The sequence below is a fragment of the Rhizobium glycinendophyticum genome (genome assembly GCF_006443685.1).
Classification (GTDB): domain Bacteria; phylum Pseudomonadota; class Alphaproteobacteria; order Rhizobiales; family Rhizobiaceae; genus Allorhizobium; species Allorhizobium glycinendophyticum.
Genome location: NZ_VFYP01000001.1, coordinates 2,060,752 through 2,084,080 on the forward strand (window position 1 = coordinate 2,060,752; position 23,329 = coordinate 2,084,080).

A 23,329-nucleotide genomic window follows, 5' to 3' on the forward strand; every position below is an offset into this window, starting at 1 on the left:
CGGGCAATCTTGCCATGCTGTAGCTGAACCTAATGGATGTGGCATCCGATGCCGCATCCGTCAGACATAGTTACGAGCCTGAGCAAACCGAGGAGTGCCTCCATGTCCGCCGCCATCGACCGCGAAACCGTCGCCGAAAAGCTCGCAAGCCTGCAGGCCACCGACCAGGATTTTGTGAAGCTGCTTTTCGACAACCCGGCTCAGGACGAACTGACCATCGAGGGCCTTTATCTTTACCTCGAGCGCGCCGCCGAAGCCCGCTTTCTCAATACGCTGAAGCTTGAGAAGGCCGGCGAGTGGATCGGCCTCAATGCCCCTGCCCGCCTCCAGATCCGCCTGACGGAAACGGCAAAGTCCAGCCAGCATCCGGCCTATGCTGCCTTCCGCGCCGGCCTTACCCGCTCCGGCGGCCTGGAACGCGCCTATCCGAAGGCAGCCGTCTGACGTCATTGCCGGATTGGCGCGCTGACCGAAAGAATCGGCCCCATCGGAAACAGTCGGTCATCGCGGTTCTGATCTGCGATGAAGGCGCTTGAAATCGACCCGTCGAGATAAAGCGCATTCCGGCAGCCGAGCCGATCGCGAAACAAGGTGGCGAAATCGTAGAACCGCACCGGCACCTTTGAAATCACCATATGCACCCGGCCCGCCGCATCGACGCCCACCCCGTTGCGAATCTTCAGACTGTCGCTGTCGGCCAGAAACCGCGGGTGCAGCTTTCCGTCGATCACCAGCATTGGCCCGGACTGCGTCGCGAAATCGGGTGTCACCCCGCGCTTCTGATGGGCCATTGTCTCCATCACCTCCGCGCGCCCATCTTTCATCAGGAAGACGCCATTCGGCAGAAGATGGAAATTGCCAAAGCCACTGCCTGTCACGGCCGGCTTCACGACATGGCCGTATTCGACGAACAACCCGACCGGCGACCGGTCGTCGTGATACATCCCGGCATTCATGGCAAACAGAAGCACCCGGCGCTCGGCCCAGAGCTGCCGCCTGAGCGGATCGAAGCCGCCATAGATCTTTCCTTCGGGGTCGGCAAGATGCAGCCTGATATCGACCGTTTCGGGATCGAACTGGCACCCGATATAAATGCCCGTCGGCTCGCGTAACTCCGAACAGGCACCCTGCGCCACCTGAGCGAAGGCCGGCCCGGCGAGACTGCCCAGGAAAAACCCCGCAAGCGGGCAGAGAATCCGAAAGATAAAGCGCACCGTTCCTCCCTAGGTTTTCCGCGCTGCTTGCCGTCGATTCCCGGCAATTGCAGGGCAGCGCCGTGATCAGTGTCCCGGCAAGGTCAGTGCCTGCATGTGAAATCTCACCTGTGCCTGTGGATACCGGTAGGCGACGCCGATCGGACAGGCATCCCTCGCCAGACAGCCGCCATCAGTGCAACCCGACTGCCCGGCAATGGTTGCGAGATGAATTCGACAACCGGTCACGTCGAATCGGTCGGGCATCACCGCCCCGGCGGGGCAGGCAGAAAGACAAGGTTTCTCCGCGCAATCATCGCATGGATGCCGGCCTTGAGATCGTGAACCTGATGCGTCGACATCGTCGGCATGCCACTCCGCAAACGCCAGCGCCCCACGAAAACTAAGCCATAGACCAAACGCCGGATGGATCAGCAAACCAAGCGGCGAAGCCCGCAGCCCTTCGGCCTGCATCGCCCAGGACTGGAACGGTTGGTAAGGCGCCCGTGACGGATAGAAGGCGTGCGCACCAAGGTCTGCGGCAATGGGGTCGAGCACGACCTCTGACCACCGGTCGAGCGGGTCGGATCCTCCGCCATCGACCTGCCTGTCCCGCCAGGCCGTAAACGCCGACCACATGGCCCCACCCGTCACTCCAATCAGCACCACAGCCTGAGCGTTCTGCCCCCCTTCCAATGCCGGCGCAGCCTCTCCCGGTTGAAACCGCACCACGCCCCGCCGCATTAGCCCCTGCGGCTCCAGCAACGCATCGAGCCGTTCTACAACGTCAAAAGGGCCGCTCATCGCGGCCCCTCGAATTTATAATGTGGGCGCCAGACTTCTTCCTGGATCATGTCCGCCACCCGATGACCTCCGCCTTGCTCCCTGGCAACGGGACCCTTTCAGGAGAAGGCGTCCGGCATGGAATTCTTCCGGTCAGCGACATAGGCAAGCAGCGCCTCGTCGATGGCAGGGTCGAGCGCCGGGGCCTCGTAAGCGTCGAGCCAGGAGCGGCAAAGCGCGTTCGCCCGGTCCTCGATCCGCTTGCGTCCCTCGATTTCCCACTGTTCGAAGGAATTGTTGTCTGCGAGCGCCGAACGATAGAAAGCCGTCTGGAAGTTGGCCTGGGTATGGGCGCAGCCGAGATAATGGGCGCCGGGGCCCACTTCGCGGATGGCATCCATCGCCTGACCGCTCTCAGACAGATCAACGCCTTCTGCCATCTTCTGCATCATGCCGAGCTGGTCCTGGTCGATCATGAACTTCTCGTAGCAGGCGGCCAGACCGCCTTCGAGCCAGCCGGCCGCATGCAGAACGAAGTTCGCGCCGGCCAGGAGCGTCATGTTGAGCGTATTGGCGCTCTCGTGTGCCGCCTGGGCATCCGGAACCTTCGAGGCACAGAGCGAACCGCCCGTACGGAACGGCAGGCCCATGCGACGTGCGAGCTGAGCTGCGCCATAGGAGACCAGTGCCGGCTCCGGCGTGCCGAATGTCGGCGCGCCGGACTGCATCGAGATCGATGCCGCGAAGGTGCCGAACAGCACCGGTGCGCCCGGACGGATGAGCTGGGTGAACGAGGCGCCCGCGAGAACTTCGGCGAGGATCTGCGTCAGCGTGCCGGCGACGGTGACGGGGCTCATGGCGCCGGACAGGATGAACGGCGAAATGACCGAAGCCTGGTTGTGCCGCGCATAAACCTTGGCCGCCCCCAGCATGGTCTCGTCGAAGACCATCGGCGAGTTGGCATTGATGAGGTTGAGCATGACGCAGTTGTTCTCGACGAACTCGTCACCGAAGACGAGTTTCGCCATCGCGACCGAATCTTCCGCACGCTCGGGCGCCGTGACCGAGCCCATGAACGGCTTGTCGGAATATTTGATATGGCTGTAAACCATGTCCAGGTGGCGCTTGTTCACCGGGATGTCGACCGGCTCGCAGACCGTGCCACCCGACGAGTGGATCGATGGCGCCATATAGGCGAGCTTGACGAAATTTCGGAAATCCTCGAGCGTCGCATAGCGCCTGACGCCTTCGAGGTCGCGCACGAAGGGCGAACCATAGACCGGCGCGAACACCGTCGCATTGCCGCCGATGCGCACATTGCGCTCCGGATTGCGGGCATGCCAGGTGAATTCGGAAGGTGCCGTCTTCAAAAGTTCGCGGCAAAGGCCCTTGGGGAAATGGACCCGCTCGCCCTTCACGTCTGCGCCCGCCTCTCTCCACAGCTCCAGCGCTTCCGCGTCGTCTCGGAACTCGATGCCGATTTCTTCCAGAACCGTATCGGCATTGCGCTCGATCAGTTCCAGGCCTTCCTCGTCCAGGACCTCGTAGGTCCGGATCTTGCGGGTGATATAGGGCATGGCCGGACCGGCACCGCCACCGCTGCGCGATGCCCTGCGGGCCGCAGCCCCACGTCCTTCGCCGCGTTGGCGGCGGCCTGTGCTCGGTTCTGCCGAAATATCGTCCATGTCTGTTTCCTCACTCGAGCGCTCGTTTGCGCTGCTTCTCTCCTTCAATATGCTATTCCAATCCGCCTGTGAAACCATCCTTTATGCGCCAACCGCTTGTGTCCCACAGACATCGGCTTTTGTGCGGCTTGTCTCTCACCGTCGCTTTTCAGGGTGGCCACGTCGTAATCGAAAAGAGTTTTTCACGAACTTGAGGTTTAACTTCCAATCGGGCAGTCTCATGCCCGGCGCGACCGGAATCGCGTTGAAAAAGAAGCGGGAAGCACCATCATGGCCGACGACGACATCATTCTTTCCGAACTCTCCGACGAAGAGCTCGTGCAGCAGATGCATGACGACCTGTACGACGGTTTGAAGGAGGAGATCGAGGAAGCGACACAGATTCTCTTGGATCGCGGCTGGGCTCCCTACGACATCCTGACCCAGGCGCTCGTCGAAGGCATGCGCATCGTCGGCATCGACTTCCGCGATGGCATTCTCTTCGTGCCCGAAGTCTTGCTGTCGGCCAATGCGATGAAGGCCGGCATGACGATCCTGCGTCCGCTGCTTGCCGCCACCGGTGCCCCGAAGCAGGGCAAGATGGTCATCGGCACCGTCAAGGGTGACATCCACGACATCGGCAAGAACCTCGTCGGCATGATGATGGAAGGTGCTGGATTCGATGTCATCGACCTCGGCATCAACAATCCGGTCGAAAACTATCTCGAGGCGCTCGAACGCGAAAAGCCGGATATTCTCGGCATGTCCGCGCTGCTCACCACCACCATGCCTTACATGAAGGTGGTCATCGACACGATGAAGGAGAAAGGCATTCGCGACGATTACGTCGTTCTCGTCGGCGGTGCTCCGCTCAACGAAGAATTCGGCAAGGCCGTCGGTGCCGATGCCTATTGTCGCGATGCGGCCGTGGCGGTCGAAACCGCCAAGGAATTTATAAGCCGCAAGCACAACAGCTTGGGCGCCCGCGCCTGAGGCTGAAAAGAAGAAAGCCGGCCCTTAGAGGCCGGCTTCTGTGACGAGACCCGCATGGCGGGCGGGTGCGAGTCGTTCGACCGCGACCTGCCCGCCTGCAATCAGGATGGCCGCCAGCATATAGATGGCACTGGCCTTTGCGATACCGGTGAGCGTCATGCTCGTCTCCTGATGGTTGAAACCTGTTTCTGACGGGGCGCCGGCTAAGCGCCCCTCTCAGCATCAGTTCGCAGCAGCGGAGTCGACATTGTTCGCGGCCGACTGGGTTGCGTTGACCGTATTGGCGGCATCCTGGCCGACGCCACGGATCGTGTTGCCGCAAGACGACAATGCGAAGACGGTGAGAACGAGGGCTGCGCCGGCGGTCAGTTTTTTCGCCATCATGTGAGTATACCTTCTGTCGGTGTGACGGGTGAAATGCGATGGAACAACGCATCACAACGGAAAAAGTTCACGTGATCGCATGCGGTGCGATCGCGAGGGAGATCCTAGCCGTCAAGACGTTGAACGGGCTCGATCATCTGACGCTCGAATGCCTGCCGGCGATCTGGCACGTCCACCCGCAAAAGATCGCGCCGGCGCTGCGCGAAAAGATCGCGGAGGCCCGCGCCGCCGGCCACGAAAACATCTTCATCGGTTACGCCGAATGCGGCACACAAGGCGAAGTCGACAAGATCTGCTCTGAAGAGGGCATCACCCGCCTCTCCGGCCCTCACTGTTACGCCTTCTTCACGGGGACGGAAAAATTCCTCGCCGAATGCGACAGCGAATTCACCGCCTTCTATCTCACAGATCTCATCACCCGCCAGTTCGAGGCCTTCGTGATCGAACCGCTGAAGCTCGACCGCCACCCCGAACTGCGCGACATGGTCTTCGGCAATTACACGAAGATCGTCTACCTCGCCCAAACGGAAGACGCCGAACTCCAGGCCAAGGCGAAATGGGCGGCCGACTACCTGAAGCTGGATTACGAATACCGCTTCACCGGTTATGGTGATCTCAATCCCGAACTCGTCGCTGCGGCGCGCGGATCGTCCCGCGCAACCGTCTCAAGCGCGATCAGTTCACCGAATTGACGACGCTGCGTCCGGCATCCTGCGTCGCATCGACCGCATTGCCGAGGTCGTTGCCGATCCCGCGGATCGTATTGCCGCAGGACGACAATCCGAGCATGAAGGCAACGATAAGCGCCAGTCGCGCAGAGTGGTTGAACGACAGATGAGCCATGACGAATCTCCCCGGTCAGGCGGCAATTGAGCGTCCATTCGCTCGCAAAGGATCGGGGAAAAATCAAGGCAGGACGGTAAGCCGATCTTTGCTTTCATCATCCCTTCACCATGCTTGCGGATCCCCATGCGTAACAGCCACCCCTTAATTGCCCTGTAATCATCCCCGGCCACACTGCTCCACAGGTCAACAAGAAACCAAGAGAAGCAGAAATGACCGACGGGGCGGAAACGTGGAGCGCAAAGATTGCGGCCACGACGGAAAGACAGACGACGGAGAATCTCTCGGACCTGCTGGTCCGTCTGGCGCGCACCACCGACCGCAAGGTGACGATCCGCGACATCGCGATCGCCCTGCAGGATAGGTCCTTCGGTGCTTTCCTCCTGGTCTTTGCGCTTCCCAATCTCGTGCCCCTGCCCCCGGGCAGCACCTTCATCCTGGCTCTGCCGCTCGTCTTCGTCGCCTGGCAGATGGCGATGTCTCCCGGTGGCCGCGTCTTCTTCCCGCGGGTCGTCAGCGACTACGGCGTCGAACCGCAGACCTTCGAGGCGATCGTCAAGCGCCTTGTCCCCTGGATGCGTTGGGCTGAAAAGCTTGTCATTCCGCGCTTCTGGCTGTTCGAAAGCCGGTTTGCCGAACGTCTGATCGGTCTCCTGGCGCTCATCCTCGCCATCGTCGTCTTCCTGCCGATCCCGCTCGGCAACTGGCCGCCGGCCTTTGCGCTCGCCGTGCTCGGTTTCGCCCATTCCCAGCGCGATGGCCTCGGTGTCGTCGTCGGCTGCCTGATCGGCCTGCTCTCCCTCGCCGTCGCCGGCTTCGTCGTCTACACGGCCTTCGCCGTGGTCTCTCTCGTCGTCTGATGTCTGTGAAAACCACTGAACCTGCTGGCCGCAAGGTGCTCGTCATGACCGCCGGCGGCCTCAATCCGTCCATCGTCGTCCAGCACCTGGTTCGCTCGGGATTGGACGTCGAAGTCATTCTCGAACAACCCGAAGGCAAGGGCGAGATCACCCGTCGCCGGGCGAAGCGACTTGGCTGGATCGAGGCACTCGGCCAGCTCGGCACGATGATGGCCGCTCGTGCCCTGCGACGCCTCGCCGACCGCCGTGTCGCAGAGCTGGTTCAAAGACATGGCTTTGACCGGAGCCTGCCCGACACCGTCCCGATCCATCCCGTCACTTCGATCAACGCGGCAGAAACGCGCGAACTCGTCGATGAATTGAGACCCGGCGCCATCCTGCTCGTCTCGACCCGCCTGATGACCGCCAGACAGCTCGGCGCCCTGCCCTGCCCGGTCATCAACCTGCACGCCGGCATCAATCCCGCGTATCGCGGCCAGATGGGCGGCTACTGGTCCTTGCGTGAAAACGACGCGAATAATTTCGGCGCCACCCTGCATCTGGTCGACGCCGGCACAGATACCGGTGGCACGCTCTACGAAGTCCGCACGCGGCCCGGACCCGGCGATTTCATCTCCACCTATCCGCTGCTGCTGACGCTCGCTGCGCTCGATATCACGCGAAAGTCGCTGGAAGACGCCCTGGCCGGCCGCCTCGCCCCCGTTCGGCCCTCGGGTCCCTCCGCACTGCGCTTCCCCCCCACCCTTTGGTCGTGGATCTGGTGCGGCCTCACGCGCCGAATCTGGTAAAAACATCCGCGATCGTGGCAGCGTCGTTTTTGGCGACTTGCGACGTCGTGAAGAGCGCAGTCCGGCGAATGCCCCCCGTGCATTCTGCTGGCAAAGGGAGTGAGTGGCATGGCAGACAAGATCGTCGTTTACTGGCGGGACATCCCGGCCCAGGTGATCGTCAAGCAGGGACGTAAATCCGCAAAACGCGAGCTCTCGCTCCGCTTCACCGAAGCCATCGACATGGCCGCGATGCGCACAGGTGCCGCCGAAACCGACGCCTATCTCGCCGACTGGCGCAAGGCCGATCCGGTGCCGGTCGGTGACGACCTGGATGCGGAAGCCGAAGCGGCTGCCGCAGAAATTGAGGCCGCCTACGACAAGGCCCGCCTCGTCGCCCTCGTCCATGCCGGAGGCCGCGACAATGGCTGAACCCGTGCTCGTCGATCCCGGCCCACCGAAAAAGGGAAACGCCGCCCCGGCCGCCAAAGCCAAGACCGGTGCCTTCACGCCGGCTGGCGTCTCGCCCAATCGCCGCGCCCGCCGCTCTTATACGATCCGCCTCTGGGCCGTGCGCAATTCGCGCTTCCTCGAATGGTTCTACCGCAATTTCGCCAATGCCTTTCTCTTCCTCCACCCGGTCTGGAAGAAGCTCGGCTATAACAGGGTCGAAAAACCGATCACCTTCGTCGAGCGCAATGTGAAGGGCCTGCTCTTCGACTGTCGCATGTGCGGCCAGTGCGTGCTGTCGTCGACCGGCATGTCCTGCCCGATGAACTGTCCCAAGCAGCTGCGCAACGGCCCCTGCGGCGGCGTGCGCGCCAATGGCAATTGCGAGGTCGAACCCGACATGCCCTGCGTCTGGGTCCAGGCCTGGAGCGGTTCGCGCAACATGGTCGCAGGCGACGCGATCCTGAAGGTGCAGAAGCCGGTCAACCAGTCGCTGCGCGAGACATCCTCCTGGCTCCGCGTCACGGCAGAAGCCGCCGCCGAGCGCGAAAAGAATACGGCAAAGGAAGCCTGAGCATGGCCCAGATCGACGAAAATCCGCTTGGGCCGCACCTGCCGCTCGATCCCCTGCCCGGCCATTCCTCCCTCGGCCGCCTGGAGCGCGTGCTCCGCCGCGGCGAGTTCGCCGTCACCGCCGAACTCAATCCGCCCGACAGCGCCGACCCGGAAGACGTCTACGAGCGCGCCAAGGTTTTTGACGGCTGGGTCGACGGCATCAATGCGGTCGACGCCTCAGGCGCCAATTGCCATATGTCTTCGGTCGGCATCTGCGCCCTTCTGACCCGCATGGGTTATGCGCCGATCATGCAGATCGCCTGCCGCGACAAGAACCGCATCGCCATCCAGGGCGACGTGCTGGGGGCTGCCGCCATGGGTGTCGCCAACATCATGTGCCTGACCGGCGACGGCGTACAGGCCGGCGACCAGCCGGGCGCAAAGCCCGTCTTCGACCTCGACTGCATGTCGCTGCTCGAAACCGTCCGCACCATGCGCGACGAGCAGAAATTCCTCTCCGGCCGCAAGCTGACCAGCCCGCCCAAGGTTTTCCTCGGCGCCGCGATCAATCCTTTCGCGCCACCCTACGATTTTCGCCCCTACCGGCTCGGCAAGAAGATCGAGGCCGGCGCCCAGTTCGTCCAGAGCCAGTACTGCTTCGACGTGCCGATGTTCCGCGACTACATGAAGAAGGTCCGCGACCTCGGCTTCCACGAGAAATGCTACATCCTCGTCGGCGTCGGCCCGCTCGCCTCCGCCAAGACCGCCAAGTGGATCCGCTCCAACGTGCCCGGCATCCATATTCCCGACCATGTGATCGCCCGCCTCGAAGGCGCGCAGGATCAGAAGAAGGAAGGCAAGCAGCTCTGCATCGACATCATCAACGAGGTGAAGGAGATCGAGGGCGTCTCCGGCGTGCATGTCATGGCCTATCGCCAGGAAGAATATGTCGCCGAAATCGTCCATGAATCCGGCATCCTCAAGGGCCGCAAGCCCTGGAAACGCGAACACGCCCGGGCCGACGACATCGCCGCCGAGCGCATGCGCGAGATCGGCGCCGATCCCGTCCAGGACCAGCAGGAAATGGCGGCGAAAGCCGCCCATGGCGAGCCCCACTGAAGAGCCCATTGCCTTTCGTCGGCTTTTGCCGACACATCCCATTCTCGCCGCGCAACAGCCGGCATCGACCGGAGGACTGAAATGACCCGCACCATCGTCGCATCCGCCACCAAGGAAATCATCATCGGCTTCGACCAGCCCTTCTGCGTGATCGGCGAGCGCATCAACCCGACGGGCCGCAAGAAGCTCGCCGCCGAGATGATCGAGGGCAATTTCGACACCGTCATCAAGGATGCGCTGGAACAGGTCGCCGCCGGCGCCACCATGCTCGACGTCAATGCGGGCGTCACCTCCGTCAACCCGAACGAGACCGAGCCGGGCCTGTTGGTCAAGACCATGGAAATCGTCCAGGGCCTCGTCGACGTGCCGCTCTCGATCGACAGTTCCGTCACCGCCGCCATCGAGGCCGCACTGAAGGTCGCCAAGGGCCGCCCGCTGGTCAATTCCGTCACCGGCGAAGAAGAAAAGCTCGAAGCCATCCTGCCGCTCTGCGCCAAGTACAACGTCCCGGTCGTCGCCATCTCCAACGATGAAACCGGCATTTCCCAGGATCCGGACGTCCGCTTCGCTGTTGCCAAGAAGATCGTCGAACGTGCCGCCGATTACGGCATCAAGCCTGAAGACATCGTCGTCGATCCGCTCGTCATGCCGATCGGCGCCATCGGCTCGGCCGGCCTGCAGGTCTTCGCCCTCATCCGCCGTCTGCGCGAGGAGCTGAAGGTCAACACCACCTGCGGCCTCTCCAACATCTCCTTCGGCCTGCCGCACCGCCACGGCATCAATGCCGGCTTCATCCCCATGGTCATCGGCGCCGGCATGACGTCGGCCATCATGAACCCCTGCCGCCCGCAGGAAATGGAAGCCGTCCGCGCCGCCAATGTCCTCAATGGCACCGACGAGAACTGCTACAACTGGATCAAGACCTACCGTGACTACAAGCCCGCCGAAGGCGGCGCCCATGCAGCCCCCGCTGCCGCCCCGGCCTCAGCCTCGACCGGCGGCGGCCGCCGCGGCGGCCGTGCCGCCCGCGTGGGCGGTGGTGCACCGACGGAGTAACAGCACAAACCCTGCCGTTTTACATTTGCCTATACAAACGTGTAGTATGGAGAGATGAAGCGATCGATTTCCGGCTTTGATTGGGACAGCGGCAACTGGCCTAAATATGCCAGGCACGGCCTGACGAAACCGGAAATCGAACAGGTGTTCATGCGAACGCCATCGATCCACCCCGACCCGACGGTTGGCGAGGACCGAAAGCGTGCGATCGGAACCACTGCGGAAGGCAGATACGTCTTCATCGTCTTCACCTTGCGCGAGAGCGAGCCCGGAATTCTCATCCGACCGATCAGCGCGCGATACATGCACGAGCGGGAGATCAGGCGCTATGAGCAACGGTAAAGGCAAGCAGATGCCGGTGCTGCATTCCGACGAGGAGGCTGAGGCCTTCGTCGCGAATGCAGACCTTTCCGAATACGACCTGTCCGGTTTCAAACCGGTCCAGTTCGAGTTCGAAAAGAAATCGGCGCAACTGAACATGAGACTGCCGGAAGCCCTGCTTTCCGCAATCAAGGCAAAGGCTCAGGAAAGGGGGATTCCCTACACCCGCCTGATCCGGGAAGCACTTGAAAAGACAGTGGCCAAGTAAGGCCGAAGCAGACAGCCATGCCCCGGGGAATGCCCCAGATTTTGAAAGACCCTGATGACCGAGACCGCAGATCCCCTCGTCCTCTTCATGCCCTCCGGCAAGCGTGGCCATTTCCCCGTCGGCACCTCCGTGCTGGAGGCGGCCCGCACGCTCGGCGTTTATGTCGAGAGCGTCTGCGGGGGTAGAGCCACCTGCGGGCGCTGCCAGATCGAGGTCCAGGAAGGCCAGTTCGCCAAACATGGAATCACCTCCTCCAACGACCACATCTCCCCCATCGGCCCGAAGGAAGAGCGCTACGATCGCGTCCGCGGCCTACCCGAGGGACGCCGCCTCTCCTGTTCGGCCACCATCCAGGGCGACCTCGTCGTCGACGTGCCCCAGGATACGGTCGTCAATGCCCAGGTCGTGCGCAAGGCGGCTTCAGACCGCGTCATCGAGCGCAACCCGGCCGTCCATCTCTGCTATGTCGAGGTCGACGAACCCGACATGCACAAGCCGCTCGGCGATCTCGACCGCATGAAGGTCATGCTGGAAAAGGACTGGGGTTACACCGATCTGCAGATCGAACCCTACCTCTTGGCCCAGGCGCAAAAGATCCTGCGCAAGGAGAATTTCACCGTCACCGCCGCCATCCACCGCGATAGCCCAACCTCGCGCCCGACGGTGATTGCGCTCTGGCCCGGCCTGCACAACGAGGCCTATGGCATCGCCTGCGACATCGGCTCGACCACGATCGCCATGCACCTCGTCTCGCTGCTCTCGGGCCGCATCGTCGCCTCCTCCGGCGCGTCCAACCCGCAGATCCGCTTCGGCGAGGATCTGATGAGCCGCGTCTCCTATGTGATGATGAACCCCGATGGCCGCGAAGCCATGACCAAGGCCGTCCGCCAGGCCGTGTCCGACCTCGTCGATCAGGTCTGCGCCTCCGGCGGCGTTGCGCGAACAGACATCCTCGACGCAGTCTTCGTCGCCAACCCGATCATGCATCACCTCTTCCTCGGCATCGACCCGACCGAGCTTGGCCAGGCGCCCTTCGCGCTCGCCGTCTCCGGCGCCGTCTCGTGCAAGGCCTCTGACATCGAGCTTTCGCTCAATCCCGGCGCCCGCACCTATCTCCTGCCCTGCATCGCCGGCCATGTCGGGGCGGACGCTGCCGGCGCCACGCTGTCGGAAGGCCCGCACCGCCAGGACAAGATGATGCTGATGGTCGATGTCGGCACCAATGCCGAGATCGTGCTTGGTAACCGCGAACGCACGGTTGCCGCCTCGTCCCCGACGGGTCCTGCCTTCGAAGGGGCCGAAATCTCCTGCGGCCAGCGCGCCGCCCCCGGCGCCATCGAACGCGTCCGCATCGACGCGCAAACCCTCGAACCCCGCTTCAAGGTCATCGGCGTCGAGCAGTGGTCGGATGAGGAAGGCTTTGCCGAAGCGGCGGAAAAGACCGGCATCACCGGCATCTGCGGCTCCGCCATCATCGAGGTCGTCGCCGAAATGTATCTCTCCGGCGTCATCTCCGCCGATGGCGTCGTCGATGGCGCGATGGCCGCCAAAAGCCCCCGCATCCTCGAAAACGGCCGCACCTTCTCCTACCTGCTGCATGACGGCGCCCAGAAGATCACGGTGACGCAGAACGACGTGCGCGCCATCCAGCTCGCGAAAGCTGCCCTTTATGCCGGCATCAAGCTCCTGATGGAAAAGCTCGAGGTCGAAACCGTCGACACCATCCGCTTCGCCGGCGCCTTCGGCTCCTTCATCGATCCGAAATACGCAATGGTCTTGGGCCTCATCCCCGATTGCGAACTGTCGGACGTCAAAGCCGTCGGCAACGCCGCCGGCACCGGCGCCCTGATGGCCCTCCTCAACCGCGACCACCGCCGCGAAATCGAGGACACCGTCACCCGCATCGAAAAGATCGAAACGGCGCTCGAACCCCACTTCCAGCAACTCTTCATCGACGCCATGGCGCTCCCCAACAAGGTCGATCCGTTCCCGAAGCTCGCATGCGTCGTGACGCTGCCGGAGCGGAAGGTGCTGGCGGAGGGGGATGGCGAGGGTGTTGGGCGCAGGAGAAGGAGGAGCAGGGAGTAGGTACCGGTCCCAATCTTAGCAGTCCTAGAGACTTTTTTAGTGTCCAAATCGGACCTGCGTTCCACCTGGCTCGCTTGACACCGTATAGTGGGCGTGTCTGAATCTTCGCACTCGTCAGCGACCCGCACCCCGTTTGATCATTCGACTACAACTCTGAAAGGCAGAATTGCTGACGGCAATCTAGTTCATTTAGATCCCAAGCCGCTTACCTATTCCTTTGTAGTAGGTGTCTTCAAAGGCCAGTAAATGATTGTTTTTCAGCGTCGCAATCTGAGTGGGCGGTGCAGCAGGGTTTCTTAGCGCTGACACTAGACAAAGAAACTTCGCATGCGTGATTCCCGTCCCACGGGATGGATTAGAAGCCTTCAACGCGTCGAACATGGCCCTGAAGGTTGGTAGATCCTTAGCCAGATTTACATGAAATTTGTAAGCCTCGCGCACACCCGCATTCAGAGTACCTGAAAGAAGGTCTTTGAAGGAGGATTCTTCGGGAGAACCTAAAAATAAGGGGAAGAATGACGCCACCAGACGTCCCAGACGGTCATGAGGAACCCAAATCTTCCGCGCATCATAAATAGTAGCAAAAAGCTGGGCAGTCGTTCCGTACTTCGACTGAAGCCACAACCTCGAATAAAGTCCGAAATAGGTGGTAGGATCGTTGCTTGCGATGACTGTCTCCAGCGTCGTATGGCAGCGCCTTGTCTTAACAAGTGTCTCAACAAGATAATTCGACATTTCAACCATTGCTGCGTCGTCCACCAGCAAACCTGATTGACCTGCCCTTGCCAAAACTCCTGCGACCGACGGGGTAAGGGGGCGGCTCCTGATAAAAGCGTAAACATTTTCCCGGACAGCGGGCCGCCGCTTAATCAGATCTTCGAGCACATCCGGTTTCACCACAGCGCCAGTCTTTGTCGCAAGGCCCAACCATCGCTTCAGGACTTTCTCCCCGTTGCCTGCCTCAAAAGATTTCTTCCTAAATCCCTGCCGAACTCTGGCTTCGATGTGGGCGCGCTGTCTGTCTAATGGAAGTCCATGCTTTAGGCGATGGTCTACGCTTGCCTGCACGGCATCCAAACGCGCGTTTTCAAAAATCCGAAAATGACGAATAGCCTCGGACTGGGTTAAGATAACCGTCTTGCCGCTGTTTAAACGAACCTGTTTTGTCTGGAGGACCAGATCAACCGTCTTCAGCGCCCGCTTAGCATCGACTATTGTGTCGACGCCAATATCGATATCGTCCATGTAACGTACGAAGTCTCGTCCGGGGTCGCTGGCGAGGTAAGCATCAAGCTCGTACAGAAAGCAATGCGCGAGCAAGCGGGGCGCATCAAGATTTATTTGCGGTAAGCCAACTTCGATACGTGGAGTATAGTCAGGCTGCCAAAGCAAATCTGCCAGAACGTAAATCAACATATCGATTACACATTCATCGACGCCGCTTATGGAAGAAATCGCATCACGCAGATGGACGTAGGAAATGCTATCGTAGTAATTCGCGATGTCAGTCACAACGATGAACTTGCGCGTCTTTGAAAACTCGAAGAGCTCTCTTTGGAAGTTCAGCCAAGCAGCAAACGTGCCATACCCGCTAGGGGGCGACGAAAATTTATGATCCTTCGGCTCAAAGAATGCCTTATTTGTGGGAGCTTTGCCTTTGATCTCAGAATAGAGGGCATCGGATAAACACTGCAAAACAATAGCATCCCGGACGCTCGGAATGACGAGTTGCCTGCAAAGGCCTTTACTTTTCTCAACAAGTATTCTCTGCGCCTTCTGCGGAGCGTAATCACCTGAAAGTATCAGGTGTGAGAGTTTCTGGCTTTCGACCTTGCGCGATACGTGAAAGTCGAAGTTCTCGATTCCATCGCAGATGAATTGATCGCGCATGGAAACTTTTACTTTGTCCTTCCAGATGCGTTCGATGTTTTGTGGCGAAAAGATAGAACGCAGCTTTTTGGCGCGTATGTCAAAGCGGGGAGATCTCATGACGACCGTCTAATGATTATCTCAGCACAATCTCGAATATTCATTGAGAAGTACTTAAGCGCCACCATAAGGCGAACACGTGCAGAACAAGTCTGGAAAATAGGATAACCCTTCTTGAATCTGATCGTTCGGCAAGGTCGTTGTCGAGCATCTACAGGCGACAACACCTTTCAAAACTCGCTGCTAGCGTTTCCGCTGATTCCTTTGGCGAGCTTACAGAGTATGCTCTACCCTATCCCCAAACCAGACCAGCCCGCGGCCACCCCTCACCCCAAAATCCCCGCCGCATCCTCCACCATCTTCGCCAGCGCCTCGGGCTTCGCCCCGCGCACGGGGCCAAAATACTTCACCTTCAAATCCTTGAACCCGCAAAACGCCAAAATCTGCCGCCGCAGCACCTTCACCCAGCCATTGCCATAGATCCATTTGAGGAAGAATGTCGGCGTATCCGAGGTGATCACCACCCGCGCCTTGCGACCCGCAAGCAGCGGCTTCGGCAGCGCCTTGCCGTCGATATACTGGAAGGCAAAACCCGGCATCAGCAGCCGGTCGAACAGGCCTTTCAGCCTTCCCGGCGCCGAACCCCACCAGAGCGGATGCACGAGGACGAGCCGGTCGCACCAGGTGAGGCTGTCGGCGAGTGCTGCGAGATCCGGCTCCCAGTCCATCCGGGCGCGATAGCCCTGGCGCAGATTGGCGTCGAAATCGAGATCTTCCAGATGCACCAGCCGCACCGTCTGGCCGCGTTCGCGCGCCACGGCCGCAATCTTTTCGGCCATCGCCCCGCAGAACGTATCGCGTGCCGGGTTGCCGTTCAGCACGAGCAGGCGCGACGGGAATTTGCCTGAAGAGAGAAATGCCATGAACCAGCCCCTTTGAAAGTCGCCCCATCAATAGGTGGCAACTGGCGCCAAAGCGGTCAAGATGACGTTCGCGGCCCCTCAAAGCCCCGCCACGAACCGCCGCGCCGCCTGCGCCAGCACTTGCGGCTCAAACCCCGAAAACCCCACCACCAGCCCCCGCCGCTCCGTCGGCCCGGCATAAAGCGGCGACAGCGCCTTGACCCCGAAACCGACGGCGCGTGCCTGATGCGCCAGCGCAACATCGTCTTCCGCGCCGTCGAGTTCTGCCACCAGATGCAGCCCCTGTTCCGGCACGCTCACCGTCAGCCGATCGCAACGCAGCGCCTCCACCAGCGCATCCCGCGCCGCCTTCACCCGCTTGCGCGCCCGCTTGATATGCGCCGAAAAATGCCCGTCGCGCAGAAATTCGGTGAGCGCATCCTCTGCCAGCGTCGAGGGAAAACGATCCGTTAGCCGGCGAATGGTCAGCACGCGCTCACGCAAGGCCCGGGGCACCACTAGATAGCCGATGCGAAAGCCGGGCAGCAGCGTCTTGGAAAACGTGCCGACATAGATCACCCGCCCCGAGCCATCGATCCCCTGCAGCGCGCTCAAGGGCGGCCCGGCAAAGCGGAACTCGCTGTCGTAATCATCCTCGATGATATAGGCGCCCGTAGCCCGCGCCCAGTCGATGAGCGCCAGACGCCTGGCCATCGATAGCGTCACACCCAGCGGATATTGATGCGACGGCGTCACATAGACCGCCTTCGCCTCCGGCCGCGCCGCAATCCCTGCGGCCACATCGATCCCCTCGCCATCGACGGGCACCGGCGTCACGGAGAGCCCCGTGCCCTCGAACAGTTCCCGCGCCGCCACATAACACGGATCCTCGATCCAGACGGGATCGCCGGGTTTCAAAAGCGCCCTGACCGCCAAATCCAGCCCCTGCTGCGTGCCCGCCGTCATGATCACCTGATCCGGCTCGCAATTCACCCCGCGCGCCGCCTTGAGGTAAGCTGCGACCTCGACCCTGAGCGCCAGGCTGCCGGCCGGGTCGTTGTAATGAAAATGCCGCGCCGATGGCTGCGTCAGATGCCGGTTCATCAGCATGCGAAAAATCCGGAGCGTCGTCTCGTCCGCCGTCGAGCAGCCGAGCGAACCGGGCAGCGGCGGCTTTGCCTCCTCGGCCTCGATCGCCTGCGGCTCGGGTGCTGCCGGCAACAACGGCACGGCCCCGGCCACATAAGTCCCCGCCCCCACCCGCGCCTCGGCAAAGCCGTCCGCCACCAGCATCTCGTAAGCCGCAACCGCCGCCCCGCGCGAAATGCCGAAGCGTCCGGCAATGTCCCGCGTCGTCGGCAGCTTGTCGCCGGGCTTCATCTGGCCGCTCTCGATCAGCCCGCGCAGCGCCCGATAGAGCGCCAGTCGCCTCGGTCCCTTGGCCGGCAGCATCGGCGTGCTGGCAGACCAGTCGGAATTGGTTCGCAGTTTTTGCATCATGGTGGATCTTCTTGGGACCAATTGATCCGACTATCCCTGCCGCATCAGCCGTCAGGAGGCAAGCATGAACGACAGACCCGATCCGCAATCCTTCCCCGTCACCCCGCGCAACCGGGCAAAACGCCTGCACGAGCGCGCAGCCTACGACCGTGAGGCCGTCTATGCCGTGCTCGATGCGGCCCTGCTCTGTCACGTCGCCTATGTCATCGACGGCCAGCCCTATTGCACGCCGACCATCCACTGGCGCGAGGGCGACTGGCTGTTCTGGCACGGCTCGTCGGCGAGCCGCATGCTGAAGAGCCAGAAGGCCGGTATCCCCGTCTGCCTCACCGTCGCCCATCTCGATGGCCTGGTGCTCGCCCGCTCCGGCTTCCACCATTCTGCCAACTACCGCTCCGCAATGTGCTTCGGCACCGCCCACATCATCGATGACCCGCAGGAGAAGGCCGAGGCGCTCAAAGCCGTCGTCGACCGCTTCTATCCCGGCCGCACCGCCGTTTTGCGCGAAAACGACCCGCAGGAAGCCAAGGGCACCATGGTCATCGGCATGCGCATCGAGGAGGCCTCGGCCAAGGTCCGCACGGGCGGTGTCTCCGACGACCCGGCCGATATCGACGCCCGTGTCTGGGCCGGCGTCATCCCGGTTGAGACCCGCCTGCGCGCCCCCGAGATCTGCCCCAAGGTCCCCGAAGGCGTGACTTATCCCGAGCACCTCGCCCACTTCCAGGAAGGCCGACGGCTGGACGAGGTCCTGGCGGAAAGTCAGGCGCTCTACGAAGCCGCCCTCGATCGCACATGAAAATCCCGGATGTGGCGGTTCTCGATGCCGCCCCATCCGACCCATGCGGCGCAATCAACCCCGCCCGGCAAACCCGGCATAGATCGCGAGCAGCCCCGTCCAGCCGCCCTCGGCCTCCAAGATCGTCCGCGTCCGCTCGGCGGCAGCGCCGAAATTCTCGATCAGCCGGTGTTCGAAATCGACCTGCGTCTCTTTCTCCGACAGCGCCGTGAACACCACCTCCACCTCGGTCAGAAGCTCAGGATCGAAGACCCAGTCGCCGTTGATCTGCCAGGAGAGCACCAGCCGCCCCGGCCGGTCGTAAACCAGCACCCGGCCCCAGTCGCATTCTTCGCCCTCGTTGCCGATCTCGTACCAGCGCCCGCCGGCGAAGGGCTCGATGACGACCGTCTTTGCCCCGCTCTTGGTCAGCGAATGCGTCTTCAGCCACCAGTCGCCCATGCCGGCGGAAAACACGTCGAAGGCCCGTTCGCGGCCCGCCTTGACGGTAAACCGCTTGACGATCGGCGCGGGCTTGATCTGCGGATGTTCGTTCATCTCTCGTCCCCTTCTTCGACGGCCCGTTGAAAGGCCGCCAGTTGCTGATCCCAGAACTGATCGAGCCAAGCGCGCAGCGGCCCGAGCCCGTTCGGATCGATCGCATAGATCCGCCGACGCCCCTCCGCCCGGTCCGCGACCAGCCCCGCCGCCTTCAAGACCTTGAGATGCTGCGACACCGCCGGCTGCGACACGGGGACGACCCGCGCGAGATCGGCGACGGTCTGTGGCCGCGCCGCGATCTTCTCGAACAGATCGCGCCGGGTATCGTCGGCCAGGGCCTGAAGGATTTTCAAATGATAAGCCATGACTTATAATAAGCATGAACTTATGACACTGGCAAGCCCCATGAAGCGGGCGGGCATCGCCAGACACCCAACCCTCTGATTGATAATGCGATCTGATTGATGACGAGGATGAAGGCGTTAAGCCTGTCCCGCCTGCATCCAGCTCTCGAGCTTCGCCCGCTGCGCCTGCGAAAACGCATGCGACTTGCGCGTCGTCTGGTCGAAATGCACCACCACGGTCTCGGCCGACGCACACAATTTGCCGTTCTGGAACACGGCCTGTTCCATGGTCACGGAAGATCGCCCGACCTTGGTCACCCGCGTGCCGATCTCCACCGTTCCCGGCCACAGCACCTCGGCGATGTAATTGATGTCCAGCTTGGCGAGCACGAAGGAAAAGCCCTCCTCCAGCAGCCTGGCATCGGCCTTGAAGATCAACTCCACCCGACCCGTTTCGAGGAAGGTCGCATAAACAGCGTTGTTGACATGCCCCTGCCGGTCCGTATCGCCGTAGCGCAGCTTGTCATAGGCCTGGCCGGCAAAATCCTCGAGCCGCAACCCCTGCCCCTTGTCATCCGTCATGCCCAGCCAAACCTTATTCGCTATTTCGCCAATTCCCGAACTGCCTTGCAGCTCACGCCGCCATGCCGATCATCTCGGAAAAGGCGTAACGCACGCTGTCGGCCACGGCCTGGATCGTCTCCGACGTGTCCTTGCCAATCAAAAGCCGGACCTCGAAGGAGCCGAGCTCCGGCAGGCCGTGTTTGGCCCCGAGCGCCGTCATGTCGTCGGTGAGGTAGCTGCGCGGCAGGGGCGCGACCGCCAGATCCGCGATCACCGCCGCGCGCTGCGCCATCGTATGGGCCGAAAGATAGGCGATCCGATACGGCCGCTTGTCCTTCTCCAGACGCGACAGAGCATCCGCCCGCCAGCAGCAGCCGTCTTCCCAGATCGATACGGGCAGCGGATCGCGCAGATGTGCGGTGCCGCATTTCGCACCGGCCCAGACCAGTTGCTCCTGATGGATCACCTCGCCTTCATGCACCACCGTTCCCGGCGCACAATTGACCAGCGTCAGATCCAGCCGCTGCTCGGCCAGTCGCCGGCGCAGTCCGCCTGATGTATCGACCGTCAGGTCGACCATGATCAGCGGATAGAGCTCGGCAAAGCGCCTGAGAATCGTCGGCATGAAGCGCTCGCCGATATCGTCGGGCGCGCCCAGCCGCACGACCCCCTTCATCTCCGGCATGCGAAACCGCCCGACCGCCTCGTTTGACAGCGCGAGCATCCGCCGCGCATAGGGCAAGAGCACCTCCCCGCTTTCCGTCAGCGTCACGGAGCGCGCATCGCGCAGGAAAAGCGTCACGTTCAGCTGCTCCTCCAGCTTCTTGATCTGCATCGACACTGCCGACGGCGTGCGGAACACCCGGTCGGCGGCCGTGGTGAAACCGCCGGTCTCGGCGATCGCAACGAAGGTCCGAAGCACGTCATTGTCAAGAAGCGGAAGCGGCTGGCGAAGCATCAGGGTCATGGCGGAGCGCCTTCAGAAAAATTGAACCTGAAGACGATACAATCGCGTTTGATTGAATGTCAATCCGGATGCAAGCTGTTTTCCATCACCCCAACAGGAGACCGGCCATGACGCACCAGACGCTTCTCCGCCCTGTCGCGCAGACTTTTCCCCAGACTGCCCCCCAGGCATTGTTGCATCTCTTCGCCGCCCTGGCACTCGACCGGGCGCAGGGTGTGGCAATCGATCAGATCAACGCCTTGCCCGGCCACCTGCGTCGCGATCTCGGCCTCGCCGACGCCCTTCAATCCATAACGTTTGCGAATGAACCGCATAAATAACATTCGTTGGAGTGATGGAACATTGAAGCGCATAACACCACCACCCGAAAGGGAATCCCAAGGAAAGGACGACCGCCATGACCCTGTTGCACTATGACACCCCCTTCCGCATCTCGCAGACCGCGCCATCCAGCGCATCCCTCGCCCGCCGCTGGGCGCACTTCGTCGTCCGCACCTTGGGCGACCTTGCCCGGCACGCAGCCGATGCGCAGCGTCGCCGCAGCGATCAGCGGGCGCTGGATGCTTTGCCGCTCGATCTTCGCAAGGATATCGGCTGGCCTGCAGGCGACATCCACCGCCTCTGAGTGGCAAAATCGGACAGGCCGCGACACGACCCGAGGGCCGCGTCGCAAAGGGACGAAATCCGCTTCAATGCCCCCGCAACCGCAGCGCTCCCCAAAAAGCTGATTTTTCAACGCACTTGCCGATCTTGATCGCCGTCAAGTCCGGCTTCATCCGGTCGCAGGCGGAAAGAATCCCGAAAATGTCGCTTTTTAGCGAAAAGGAATACTTCCGCGCCGCGCGATTTCATGACAATGTCGCAGAACGAACATCCCCGGACCCGTTTCCAGTCGAGCATGCGACAAAACACGGGAACGACCAAACGGGAAAACTGGGCACCATCATGAGCAAGCAACCGACGCAGACCAAGAAGCGTTCGCTCGTCTTCTTCCTCGTACCGCATTTCACCCTCCTGCCCTTTGCCGGCGCCATCGAGACGTTGCGCATCGCAAACCGCATGCTGGGTTATGCCGCCTATGAATGGCGCCTCGCCTCGGTCGATGGCCAGAAGGTCTATTCCTCTTCCGGCATCGGCATCGAGGTGAATTCCTCGCTCGCCGACGAGCGCCGCTTCCTCGGCGGCGAAAACCGCCCGAACATGGCGATCGTCTGTTCCGGCATCTATGTCGAGGAATTCAACAACAAGTCGGTCAATGCCTGGCTGCGCGAGGCCTATAACCGCAATGTCGCCGTCGGCTCCCTCTGTACGGGCGCCCATGTGCTCGCCCAGGCCGGCCTGTTGAACGGCAAGCGCTGCGCCATCCATTGGGAAAACCTGCCGGGCTTCTCCGAAACCTTCCCGCAGGCGGAAGTCTATGCCGACCTCTACGAAGTCGACGGCAATCTCTACACCTGCGCGGGCGGCACGGCCTCGCTCGACATGATGCTGAACCTGATCGGCCAGGATTTTGGCGAAGGCCTGGTCAACCGCGTCTGCGAACAGCACCTGACAGACCGCGTCCGCTCCGCCAACGACCGCCAGCGGCTTCCGCTGCGCGCCCGTCTCGGCGTGCAGAATTCCAAGGTGCTGCAGATCATCGAGCTGATGGAAGCCAATCTCTCAGAGCCGCTGTCGCTCCTGGAAATCGCCGACGACGCCGGCCTCTCGCGCCGCCAGATCGAGCGCCTGTTCAGACAGGAAATGGGCCGCTCCCCCGCCCGCTACTATCTCGAAATCCGCCTCGACCGTGCCCGCCATCTGCTGGTCCAGTCCTCCATGCCCGTCGTCGAAGTCGCCGTCGCCTGCGGCTTCGTCTCCGCCTCCCACTTCTCCAAGTGTTACCGCGAACTCTACAACCGCTCCCCCCAGCAGGAGCGCGCCGAACGCAAGCTCACCATGTCGAGCAATCGGACGGGGGTTGTGGTGTAAGCCGCAACACACCAAGGGCGCGCCGAGGTTAAGCCCTCCCCCTTGTGGGGAGGGTTTGGGAGGGGCCTTTGCCCGCAGCACCCACACCTAATCAGATTCTACGGGACGCGAAGCAGCCCACGTCACCCCTCATCCTGAGGTGCCCTGCGATAGCAGGGCCTCGAAGGACCGGGGCCCCGACATACCCCACCCGCCCTCGTCCTTCGAGGGTCGCTTTCGCTCCCACCTCAGGATGAGGGCTGACCGTTAGCGGCACCCGATCTCCCCCCTTGAGGGGGAGATGGCCAGCAGGCCAGAGGGGGGCACCCCACGGCAGGACGGCGCCCCCCCAACCTCCCCCTTGGACGGCGAGGTCGCGCGGAACGCGCGGGTGGGGTGACCTCGCGCCACCCACCACCGTTCACCCCACCCCGGAACTACGCTCCGACCCTCCCCCTCAAGGGGAGGGTGTCAGCCACCAGACTCCCCGCAACAGACTGCAATTCCCGCCGCAGCCATGCTACACTAAGCCGCTTACCGCATGGAGACC

Annotated in this window: 29 protein-coding genes; 15 read left to right on the top strand and 14 right to left on the bottom strand. The window is 61.9% G+C overall.

All coding sequences use genetic code 11. The annotated features are described in order from the left end of the window. Positions 1–102: 102 nt before the first annotated feature. Positions 103–444, top strand: coding sequence for a hypothetical protein (locus FJQ55_RS10100; protein ID WP_140827623.1), 342 nt, complete (start codon positions 103–105; stop codon positions 442–444). Positions 445–446: 2 nt separating this feature from the next. Here the strand turns inward: FJQ55_RS10100 and FJQ55_RS10105 are convergent, their stop codons facing one another. The 3 genes from FJQ55_RS10105 to FJQ55_RS10115 form a co-directional block, all read right to left on the bottom strand. After that, a complete protein-coding gene (locus tag FJQ55_RS10105) occupies positions 447–1,214 on the bottom strand; it encodes a phosphodiester glycosidase family protein (protein WP_425467513.1) in 768 nt (255 codons plus the stop codon). Between the two features lie 66 nt (positions 1,215–1,280). Next, positions 1,281–1,997 carry a ferredoxin gene (locus tag FJQ55_RS10110; protein WP_140827625.1) on the bottom strand — a complete coding sequence of 239 codons (717 nt, stop codon included), beginning with the start codon at positions 1,995–1,997 and terminating at the stop codon, positions 1,281–1,283. 98 nt (positions 1,998–2,095) lie between these two features. Then, positions 2,096–3,661 (bottom strand): trimethylamine methyltransferase family protein, encoded by a 1,566-nt coding sequence (locus FJQ55_RS10115; protein ID WP_140827626.1) that lies wholly within the window; start codon positions 3,659–3,661, stop codon positions 2,096–2,098. Between the two features lie 270 nt (positions 3,662–3,931). Between FJQ55_RS10115 and FJQ55_RS10120 the strand changes: the two genes are divergently transcribed. Beyond that, on the top strand, positions 3,932–4,633 hold the full coding sequence (locus FJQ55_RS10120; protein ID WP_140827627.1) for a corrinoid protein: 702 nt from the start codon (positions 3,932–3,934) through the stop codon (positions 4,631–4,633). Positions 4,634–4,657: 24 nt separating this feature from the next. On the opposite strand, the gene FJQ55_RS23865 is transcribed toward FJQ55_RS10120, so the two are convergent. Further along, positions 4,658–4,792, bottom strand: coding sequence for a hypothetical protein (locus FJQ55_RS23865; RefSeq protein WP_281285483.1), 135 nt, complete (start codon positions 4,790–4,792; stop codon positions 4,658–4,660). Positions 4,793–4,855: 63 nt separating this feature from the next. Beyond that, complete coding sequence (locus FJQ55_RS10125; RefSeq protein ID WP_140827629.1) at positions 4,856–5,017, bottom strand: entericidin domain-containing protein; 162 nt, start codon at positions 5,015–5,017, stop codon at positions 4,856–4,858. A 38-nt stretch (positions 5,018–5,055) separates the two neighbouring features. Between FJQ55_RS10125 and FJQ55_RS10130 the strand changes: the two genes are divergently transcribed. Beyond that, on the top strand, positions 5,056–5,709 hold the full coding sequence (locus FJQ55_RS10130; RefSeq protein ID WP_140827630.1) for a DUF1638 domain-containing protein: 654 nt from the start codon (positions 5,056–5,058) through the stop codon (positions 5,707–5,709). Here FJQ55_RS10130 and FJQ55_RS10135 read toward each other — a convergent pair. After that, on the bottom strand, positions 5,693–5,806 hold the full coding sequence (locus FJQ55_RS10135) for an entericidin domain-containing protein (RefSeq protein WP_479684749.1): 114 nt from the start codon (positions 5,804–5,806) through the stop codon (positions 5,693–5,695). The genes FJQ55_RS10130 and FJQ55_RS10135 overlap by 17 nt on opposite strands. 266 nt (positions 5,807–6,072) lie before the next feature. Here FJQ55_RS10135 and FJQ55_RS10140 point away from each other — a divergent pair, with 266 nt between their 5' ends. The 9 genes from FJQ55_RS10140 (at position 6,073) to FJQ55_RS10180 (ending at position 13,344) form a co-directional block, all read left to right on the top strand. Beyond that, the gene (locus tag FJQ55_RS10140) at positions 6,073–6,720 is read left to right on the top strand and encodes an exopolysaccharide biosynthesis protein (protein WP_140827633.1); all 648 of its coding nucleotides are present in this window, start codon (positions 6,073–6,075) and stop codon (positions 6,718–6,720) included. Continuing rightward, the gene (locus FJQ55_RS10145; protein WP_246085065.1) at positions 6,720–7,508 is read left to right on the top strand and encodes a formyl transferase; all 789 of its coding nucleotides are present in this window, start codon (positions 6,720–6,722) and stop codon (positions 7,506–7,508) included. Before FJQ55_RS10140 ends, FJQ55_RS10145 begins: the two co-directional genes overlap by 1 nt. 108 nt (positions 7,509–7,616) lie before the next feature. After that, entirely contained in the window at positions 7,617–7,919 is a 303-nt protein-coding gene (locus tag FJQ55_RS10150; RefSeq protein ID WP_140827634.1) for a virulence factor, read from the top strand. After that, on the top strand, positions 7,912–8,511 hold the full coding sequence (locus FJQ55_RS10155; protein ID WP_140827635.1) for a methylenetetrahydrofolate reductase C-terminal domain-containing protein: 600 nt from the start codon (positions 7,912–7,914) through the stop codon (positions 8,509–8,511). The genes FJQ55_RS10150 and FJQ55_RS10155 overlap by 8 nt, the downstream gene beginning before the upstream one ends. Positions 8,512–8,513: 2 nt before the next feature. Next, positions 8,514–9,611: a methylenetetrahydrofolate reductase gene (locus FJQ55_RS10160; protein WP_140827637.1), complete on the top strand. Its 1,098-nt coding sequence runs from the start codon at positions 8,514–8,516 to the stop codon at positions 9,609–9,611. Positions 9,612–9,692: 81 nt separating this feature from the next. Beyond that, entirely contained in the window at positions 9,693–10,667 is a 975-nt protein-coding gene (locus tag FJQ55_RS10165) for a methyltetrahydrofolate cobalamin methyltransferase (RefSeq protein WP_140827638.1), read from the top strand. 54 nt (positions 10,668–10,721) lie between these two features. Further along, positions 10,722–11,009, top strand: coding sequence for a BrnT family toxin (locus FJQ55_RS10170; RefSeq protein ID WP_140827640.1), 288 nt, complete (start codon positions 10,722–10,724; stop codon positions 11,007–11,009). After that, positions 10,996–11,256 carry a BrnA antitoxin family protein gene (locus FJQ55_RS10175; protein ID WP_140827642.1) on the top strand — a complete coding sequence of 87 codons (261 nt, stop codon included), beginning with the start codon at positions 10,996–10,998 and terminating at the stop codon, positions 11,254–11,256. The genes FJQ55_RS10170 and FJQ55_RS10175 overlap by 14 nt, the downstream gene beginning before the upstream one ends. A 54-nt stretch (positions 11,257–11,310) precedes the next feature. Beyond that, complete coding sequence (locus tag FJQ55_RS10180; RefSeq protein WP_140827644.1) at positions 11,311–13,344, top strand: ASKHA domain-containing protein; 2,034 nt, start codon at positions 11,311–11,313, stop codon at positions 13,342–13,344. A gap of 189 nt (positions 13,345–13,533) precedes the next feature. On the opposite strand, the gene FJQ55_RS10185 is transcribed toward FJQ55_RS10180, so the two are convergent. The 3 genes from FJQ55_RS10185 to pdxR all read right to left on the bottom strand — a co-directional run bounded on the left by FJQ55_RS10185 (position 13,534) and on the right by pdxR (position 17,675). After that, complete coding sequence (locus tag FJQ55_RS10185) at positions 13,534–15,333, bottom strand: RNA-directed DNA polymerase (protein ID WP_140827646.1); 1,800 nt, start codon at positions 15,331–15,333, stop codon at positions 13,534–13,536. A 266-nt stretch (positions 15,334–15,599) separates the two neighbouring features. Beyond that, complete coding sequence (locus FJQ55_RS10190) at positions 15,600–16,196, bottom strand: NAD(P)H-dependent oxidoreductase (RefSeq protein WP_140827648.1); 597 nt, start codon at positions 16,194–16,196, stop codon at positions 15,600–15,602. Positions 16,197–16,274: 78 nt separating this feature from the next. Next, positions 16,275–17,675 carry a MocR-like pyridoxine biosynthesis transcription factor PdxR gene (pdxR, locus tag FJQ55_RS10195; protein WP_140827650.1) on the bottom strand — a complete coding sequence of 467 codons (1,401 nt, stop codon included), beginning with the start codon at positions 17,673–17,675 and terminating at the stop codon, positions 16,275–16,277. A 64-nt stretch (positions 17,676–17,739) separates the two neighbouring features. On the opposite strand from pdxR, the gene FJQ55_RS10200 reads away from it, so the two are divergent. Then, positions 17,740–18,474 carry a pyridoxamine 5'-phosphate oxidase family protein gene (locus tag FJQ55_RS10200; RefSeq protein ID WP_140827652.1) on the top strand — a complete coding sequence of 245 codons (735 nt, stop codon included), beginning with the start codon at positions 17,740–17,742 and terminating at the stop codon, positions 18,472–18,474. Positions 18,475–18,528: 54 nt separating this feature from the next. Here the strand turns inward: FJQ55_RS10200 and FJQ55_RS10205 are convergent, their stop codons facing one another. The 5 genes from FJQ55_RS10205 to FJQ55_RS10225 all read right to left on the bottom strand — a co-directional run bounded on the left by FJQ55_RS10205 (position 18,529) and on the right by FJQ55_RS10225 (position 21,143). Continuing rightward, the gene (locus FJQ55_RS10205) at positions 18,529–19,011 is read right to left on the bottom strand and encodes an SRPBCC family protein (RefSeq protein ID WP_140827654.1); all 483 of its coding nucleotides are present in this window, start codon (positions 19,009–19,011) and stop codon (positions 18,529–18,531) included. Next, a complete protein-coding gene (locus FJQ55_RS10210; RefSeq protein ID WP_140827656.1) occupies positions 19,008–19,319 on the bottom strand; it encodes an ArsR/SmtB family transcription factor in 312 nt (103 codons plus the stop codon). Before FJQ55_RS10210 ends, FJQ55_RS10205 begins: the two co-directional genes overlap by 4 nt. A gap of 117 nt (positions 19,320–19,436) precedes the next feature. Further along, complete coding sequence (locus FJQ55_RS10215; protein WP_140827658.1) at positions 19,437–19,880, bottom strand: acyl-CoA thioesterase; 444 nt, start codon at positions 19,878–19,880, stop codon at positions 19,437–19,439. 52 nt (positions 19,881–19,932) lie between these two features. Then, a complete protein-coding gene (locus FJQ55_RS10220) occupies positions 19,933–20,829 on the bottom strand; it encodes a LysR family transcriptional regulator (protein WP_140827660.1) in 897 nt (298 codons plus the stop codon). A 59-nt stretch (positions 20,830–20,888) separates the two neighbouring features. Then, positions 20,889–21,143, bottom strand: coding sequence for a hypothetical protein (locus FJQ55_RS10225; protein ID WP_140827662.1), 255 nt, complete (start codon positions 21,141–21,143; stop codon positions 20,889–20,891). A gap of 83 nt (positions 21,144–21,226) precedes the next feature. Here FJQ55_RS10225 and FJQ55_RS10230 point away from each other — a divergent pair, with 83 nt between their 5' ends. Together FJQ55_RS10230 and FJQ55_RS10235 are read left to right on the top strand one after the other, a co-directional pair. After that, positions 21,227–21,454: a hypothetical protein gene (locus FJQ55_RS10230; protein ID WP_246085066.1), complete on the top strand. Its 228-nt coding sequence runs from the start codon at positions 21,227–21,229 to the stop codon at positions 21,452–21,454. Positions 21,455–21,774: 320 nt separating this feature from the next. Continuing rightward, positions 21,775–22,800: a GlxA family transcriptional regulator gene (locus tag FJQ55_RS10235; protein ID WP_140827664.1), complete on the top strand. Its 1,026-nt coding sequence runs from the start codon at positions 21,775–21,777 to the stop codon at positions 22,798–22,800. Positions 22,801–23,329: the final 529 nt, after the last annotated feature.

What these genes read in the sequence shown, in the direction of transcription:
- FJQ55_RS10215 (WP_140827658.1), bottom strand. Translation starts at nt 19,880, where the DNA reads ATGACGGATGACAAGGGGCAGGGGTTGCGGCTCGAGGATTTTGCCGGC.
- FJQ55_RS10125 (WP_140827629.1), bottom strand. Translation starts at nt 5,017, where the DNA reads ATGATGGCGAAAAAACTGACCGCCGGCGCAGCCCTCGTTCTCACCGTC.
- FJQ55_RS10140 (WP_140827633.1), top strand. Translation starts at nt 6,073, where the DNA reads ATGACCGACGGGGCGGAAACGTGGAGCGCAAAGATTGCGGCCACGACG.
- FJQ55_RS10130 (WP_140827630.1), top strand. Translation starts at nt 5,056, where the DNA reads ATGGAACAACGCATCACAACGGAAAAAGTTCACGTGATCGCATGCGGT.
- FJQ55_RS10200 (WP_140827652.1), top strand. Translation starts at nt 17,740, where the DNA reads ATGAACGACAGACCCGATCCGCAATCCTTCCCCGTCACCCCGCGCAAC.
- pdxR (WP_140827650.1), bottom strand. Translation starts at nt 17,675, where the DNA reads ATGATGCAAAAACTGCGAACCAATTCCGACTGGTCTGCCAGCACGCCG.
- FJQ55_RS10115 (WP_140827626.1), bottom strand. Translation starts at nt 3,661, where the DNA reads ATGGACGATATTTCGGCAGAACCGAGCACAGGCCGCCGCCAACGCGGC.
- FJQ55_RS10205 (WP_140827654.1), bottom strand. Translation starts at nt 19,011, where the DNA reads ATGAACGAACATCCGCAGATCAAGCCCGCGCCGATCGTCAAGCGGTTT.
- FJQ55_RS10110 (WP_140827625.1), bottom strand. Translation starts at nt 1,997, where the DNA reads ATGAGCGGCCCTTTTGACGTTGTAGAACGGCTCGATGCGTTGCTGGAG.
- FJQ55_RS10225 (WP_140827662.1), bottom strand. Translation starts at nt 21,143, where the DNA reads ATGCGGTTCATTCGCAAACGTTATGGATTGAAGGGCGTCGGCGAGGCC.
- FJQ55_RS10100 (WP_140827623.1), top strand. Translation starts at nt 103, where the DNA reads ATGTCCGCCGCCATCGACCGCGAAACCGTCGCCGAAAAGCTCGCAAGC.
- FJQ55_RS10190 (WP_140827648.1), bottom strand. Translation starts at nt 16,196, where the DNA reads ATGGCATTTCTCTCTTCAGGCAAATTCCCGTCGCGCCTGCTCGTGCTG.
- FJQ55_RS10185 (WP_140827646.1), bottom strand. Translation starts at nt 15,333, where the DNA reads ATGAGATCTCCCCGCTTTGACATACGCGCCAAAAAGCTGCGTTCTATC.
- FJQ55_RS10155 (WP_140827635.1), top strand. Translation starts at nt 7,912, where the DNA reads ATGGCTGAACCCGTGCTCGTCGATCCCGGCCCACCGAAAAAGGGAAAC.
- FJQ55_RS10145 (WP_246085065.1), top strand. Translation starts at nt 6,720, where the DNA reads ATGTCTGTGAAAACCACTGAACCTGCTGGCCGCAAGGTGCTCGTCATG.
- FJQ55_RS10150 (WP_140827634.1), top strand. Translation starts at nt 7,617, where the DNA reads ATGGCAGACAAGATCGTCGTTTACTGGCGGGACATCCCGGCCCAGGTG.
- FJQ55_RS10230 (WP_246085066.1), top strand. Translation starts at nt 21,227, where the DNA reads ATGACCCTGTTGCACTATGACACCCCCTTCCGCATCTCGCAGACCGCG.
- FJQ55_RS10175 (WP_140827642.1), top strand. Translation starts at nt 10,996, where the DNA reads ATGAGCAACGGTAAAGGCAAGCAGATGCCGGTGCTGCATTCCGACGAG.
- FJQ55_RS10160 (WP_140827637.1), top strand. Translation starts at nt 8,514, where the DNA reads ATGGCCCAGATCGACGAAAATCCGCTTGGGCCGCACCTGCCGCTCGAT.
- FJQ55_RS10170 (WP_140827640.1), top strand. Translation starts at nt 10,722, where the DNA reads ATGAAGCGATCGATTTCCGGCTTTGATTGGGACAGCGGCAACTGGCCT.
- FJQ55_RS23865 (WP_281285483.1), bottom strand. Translation starts at nt 4,792, where the DNA reads ATGACGCTCACCGGTATCGCAAAGGCCAGTGCCATCTATATGCTGGCG.
- FJQ55_RS10210 (WP_140827656.1), bottom strand. Translation starts at nt 19,319, where the DNA reads ATGGCTTATCATTTGAAAATCCTTCAGGCCCTGGCCGACGATACCCGG.
- FJQ55_RS10120 (WP_140827627.1), top strand. Translation starts at nt 3,932, where the DNA reads ATGGCCGACGACGACATCATTCTTTCCGAACTCTCCGACGAAGAGCTC.
- FJQ55_RS10165 (WP_140827638.1), top strand. Translation starts at nt 9,693, where the DNA reads ATGACCCGCACCATCGTCGCATCCGCCACCAAGGAAATCATCATCGGC.
- FJQ55_RS10220 (WP_140827660.1), bottom strand. Translation starts at nt 20,829, where the DNA reads ATGACCCTGATGCTTCGCCAGCCGCTTCCGCTTCTTGACAATGACGTG.
- FJQ55_RS10180 (WP_140827644.1), top strand. Translation starts at nt 11,311, where the DNA reads ATGACCGAGACCGCAGATCCCCTCGTCCTCTTCATGCCCTCCGGCAAG.
- FJQ55_RS10135 (WP_479684749.1), bottom strand. Translation starts at nt 5,806, where the DNA reads ATGCTCGGATTGTCGTCCTGCGGCAATACGATCCGCGGGATCGGCAAC.
- FJQ55_RS10235 (WP_140827664.1), top strand. Translation starts at nt 21,775, where the DNA reads ATGAGCAAGCAACCGACGCAGACCAAGAAGCGTTCGCTCGTCTTCTTC.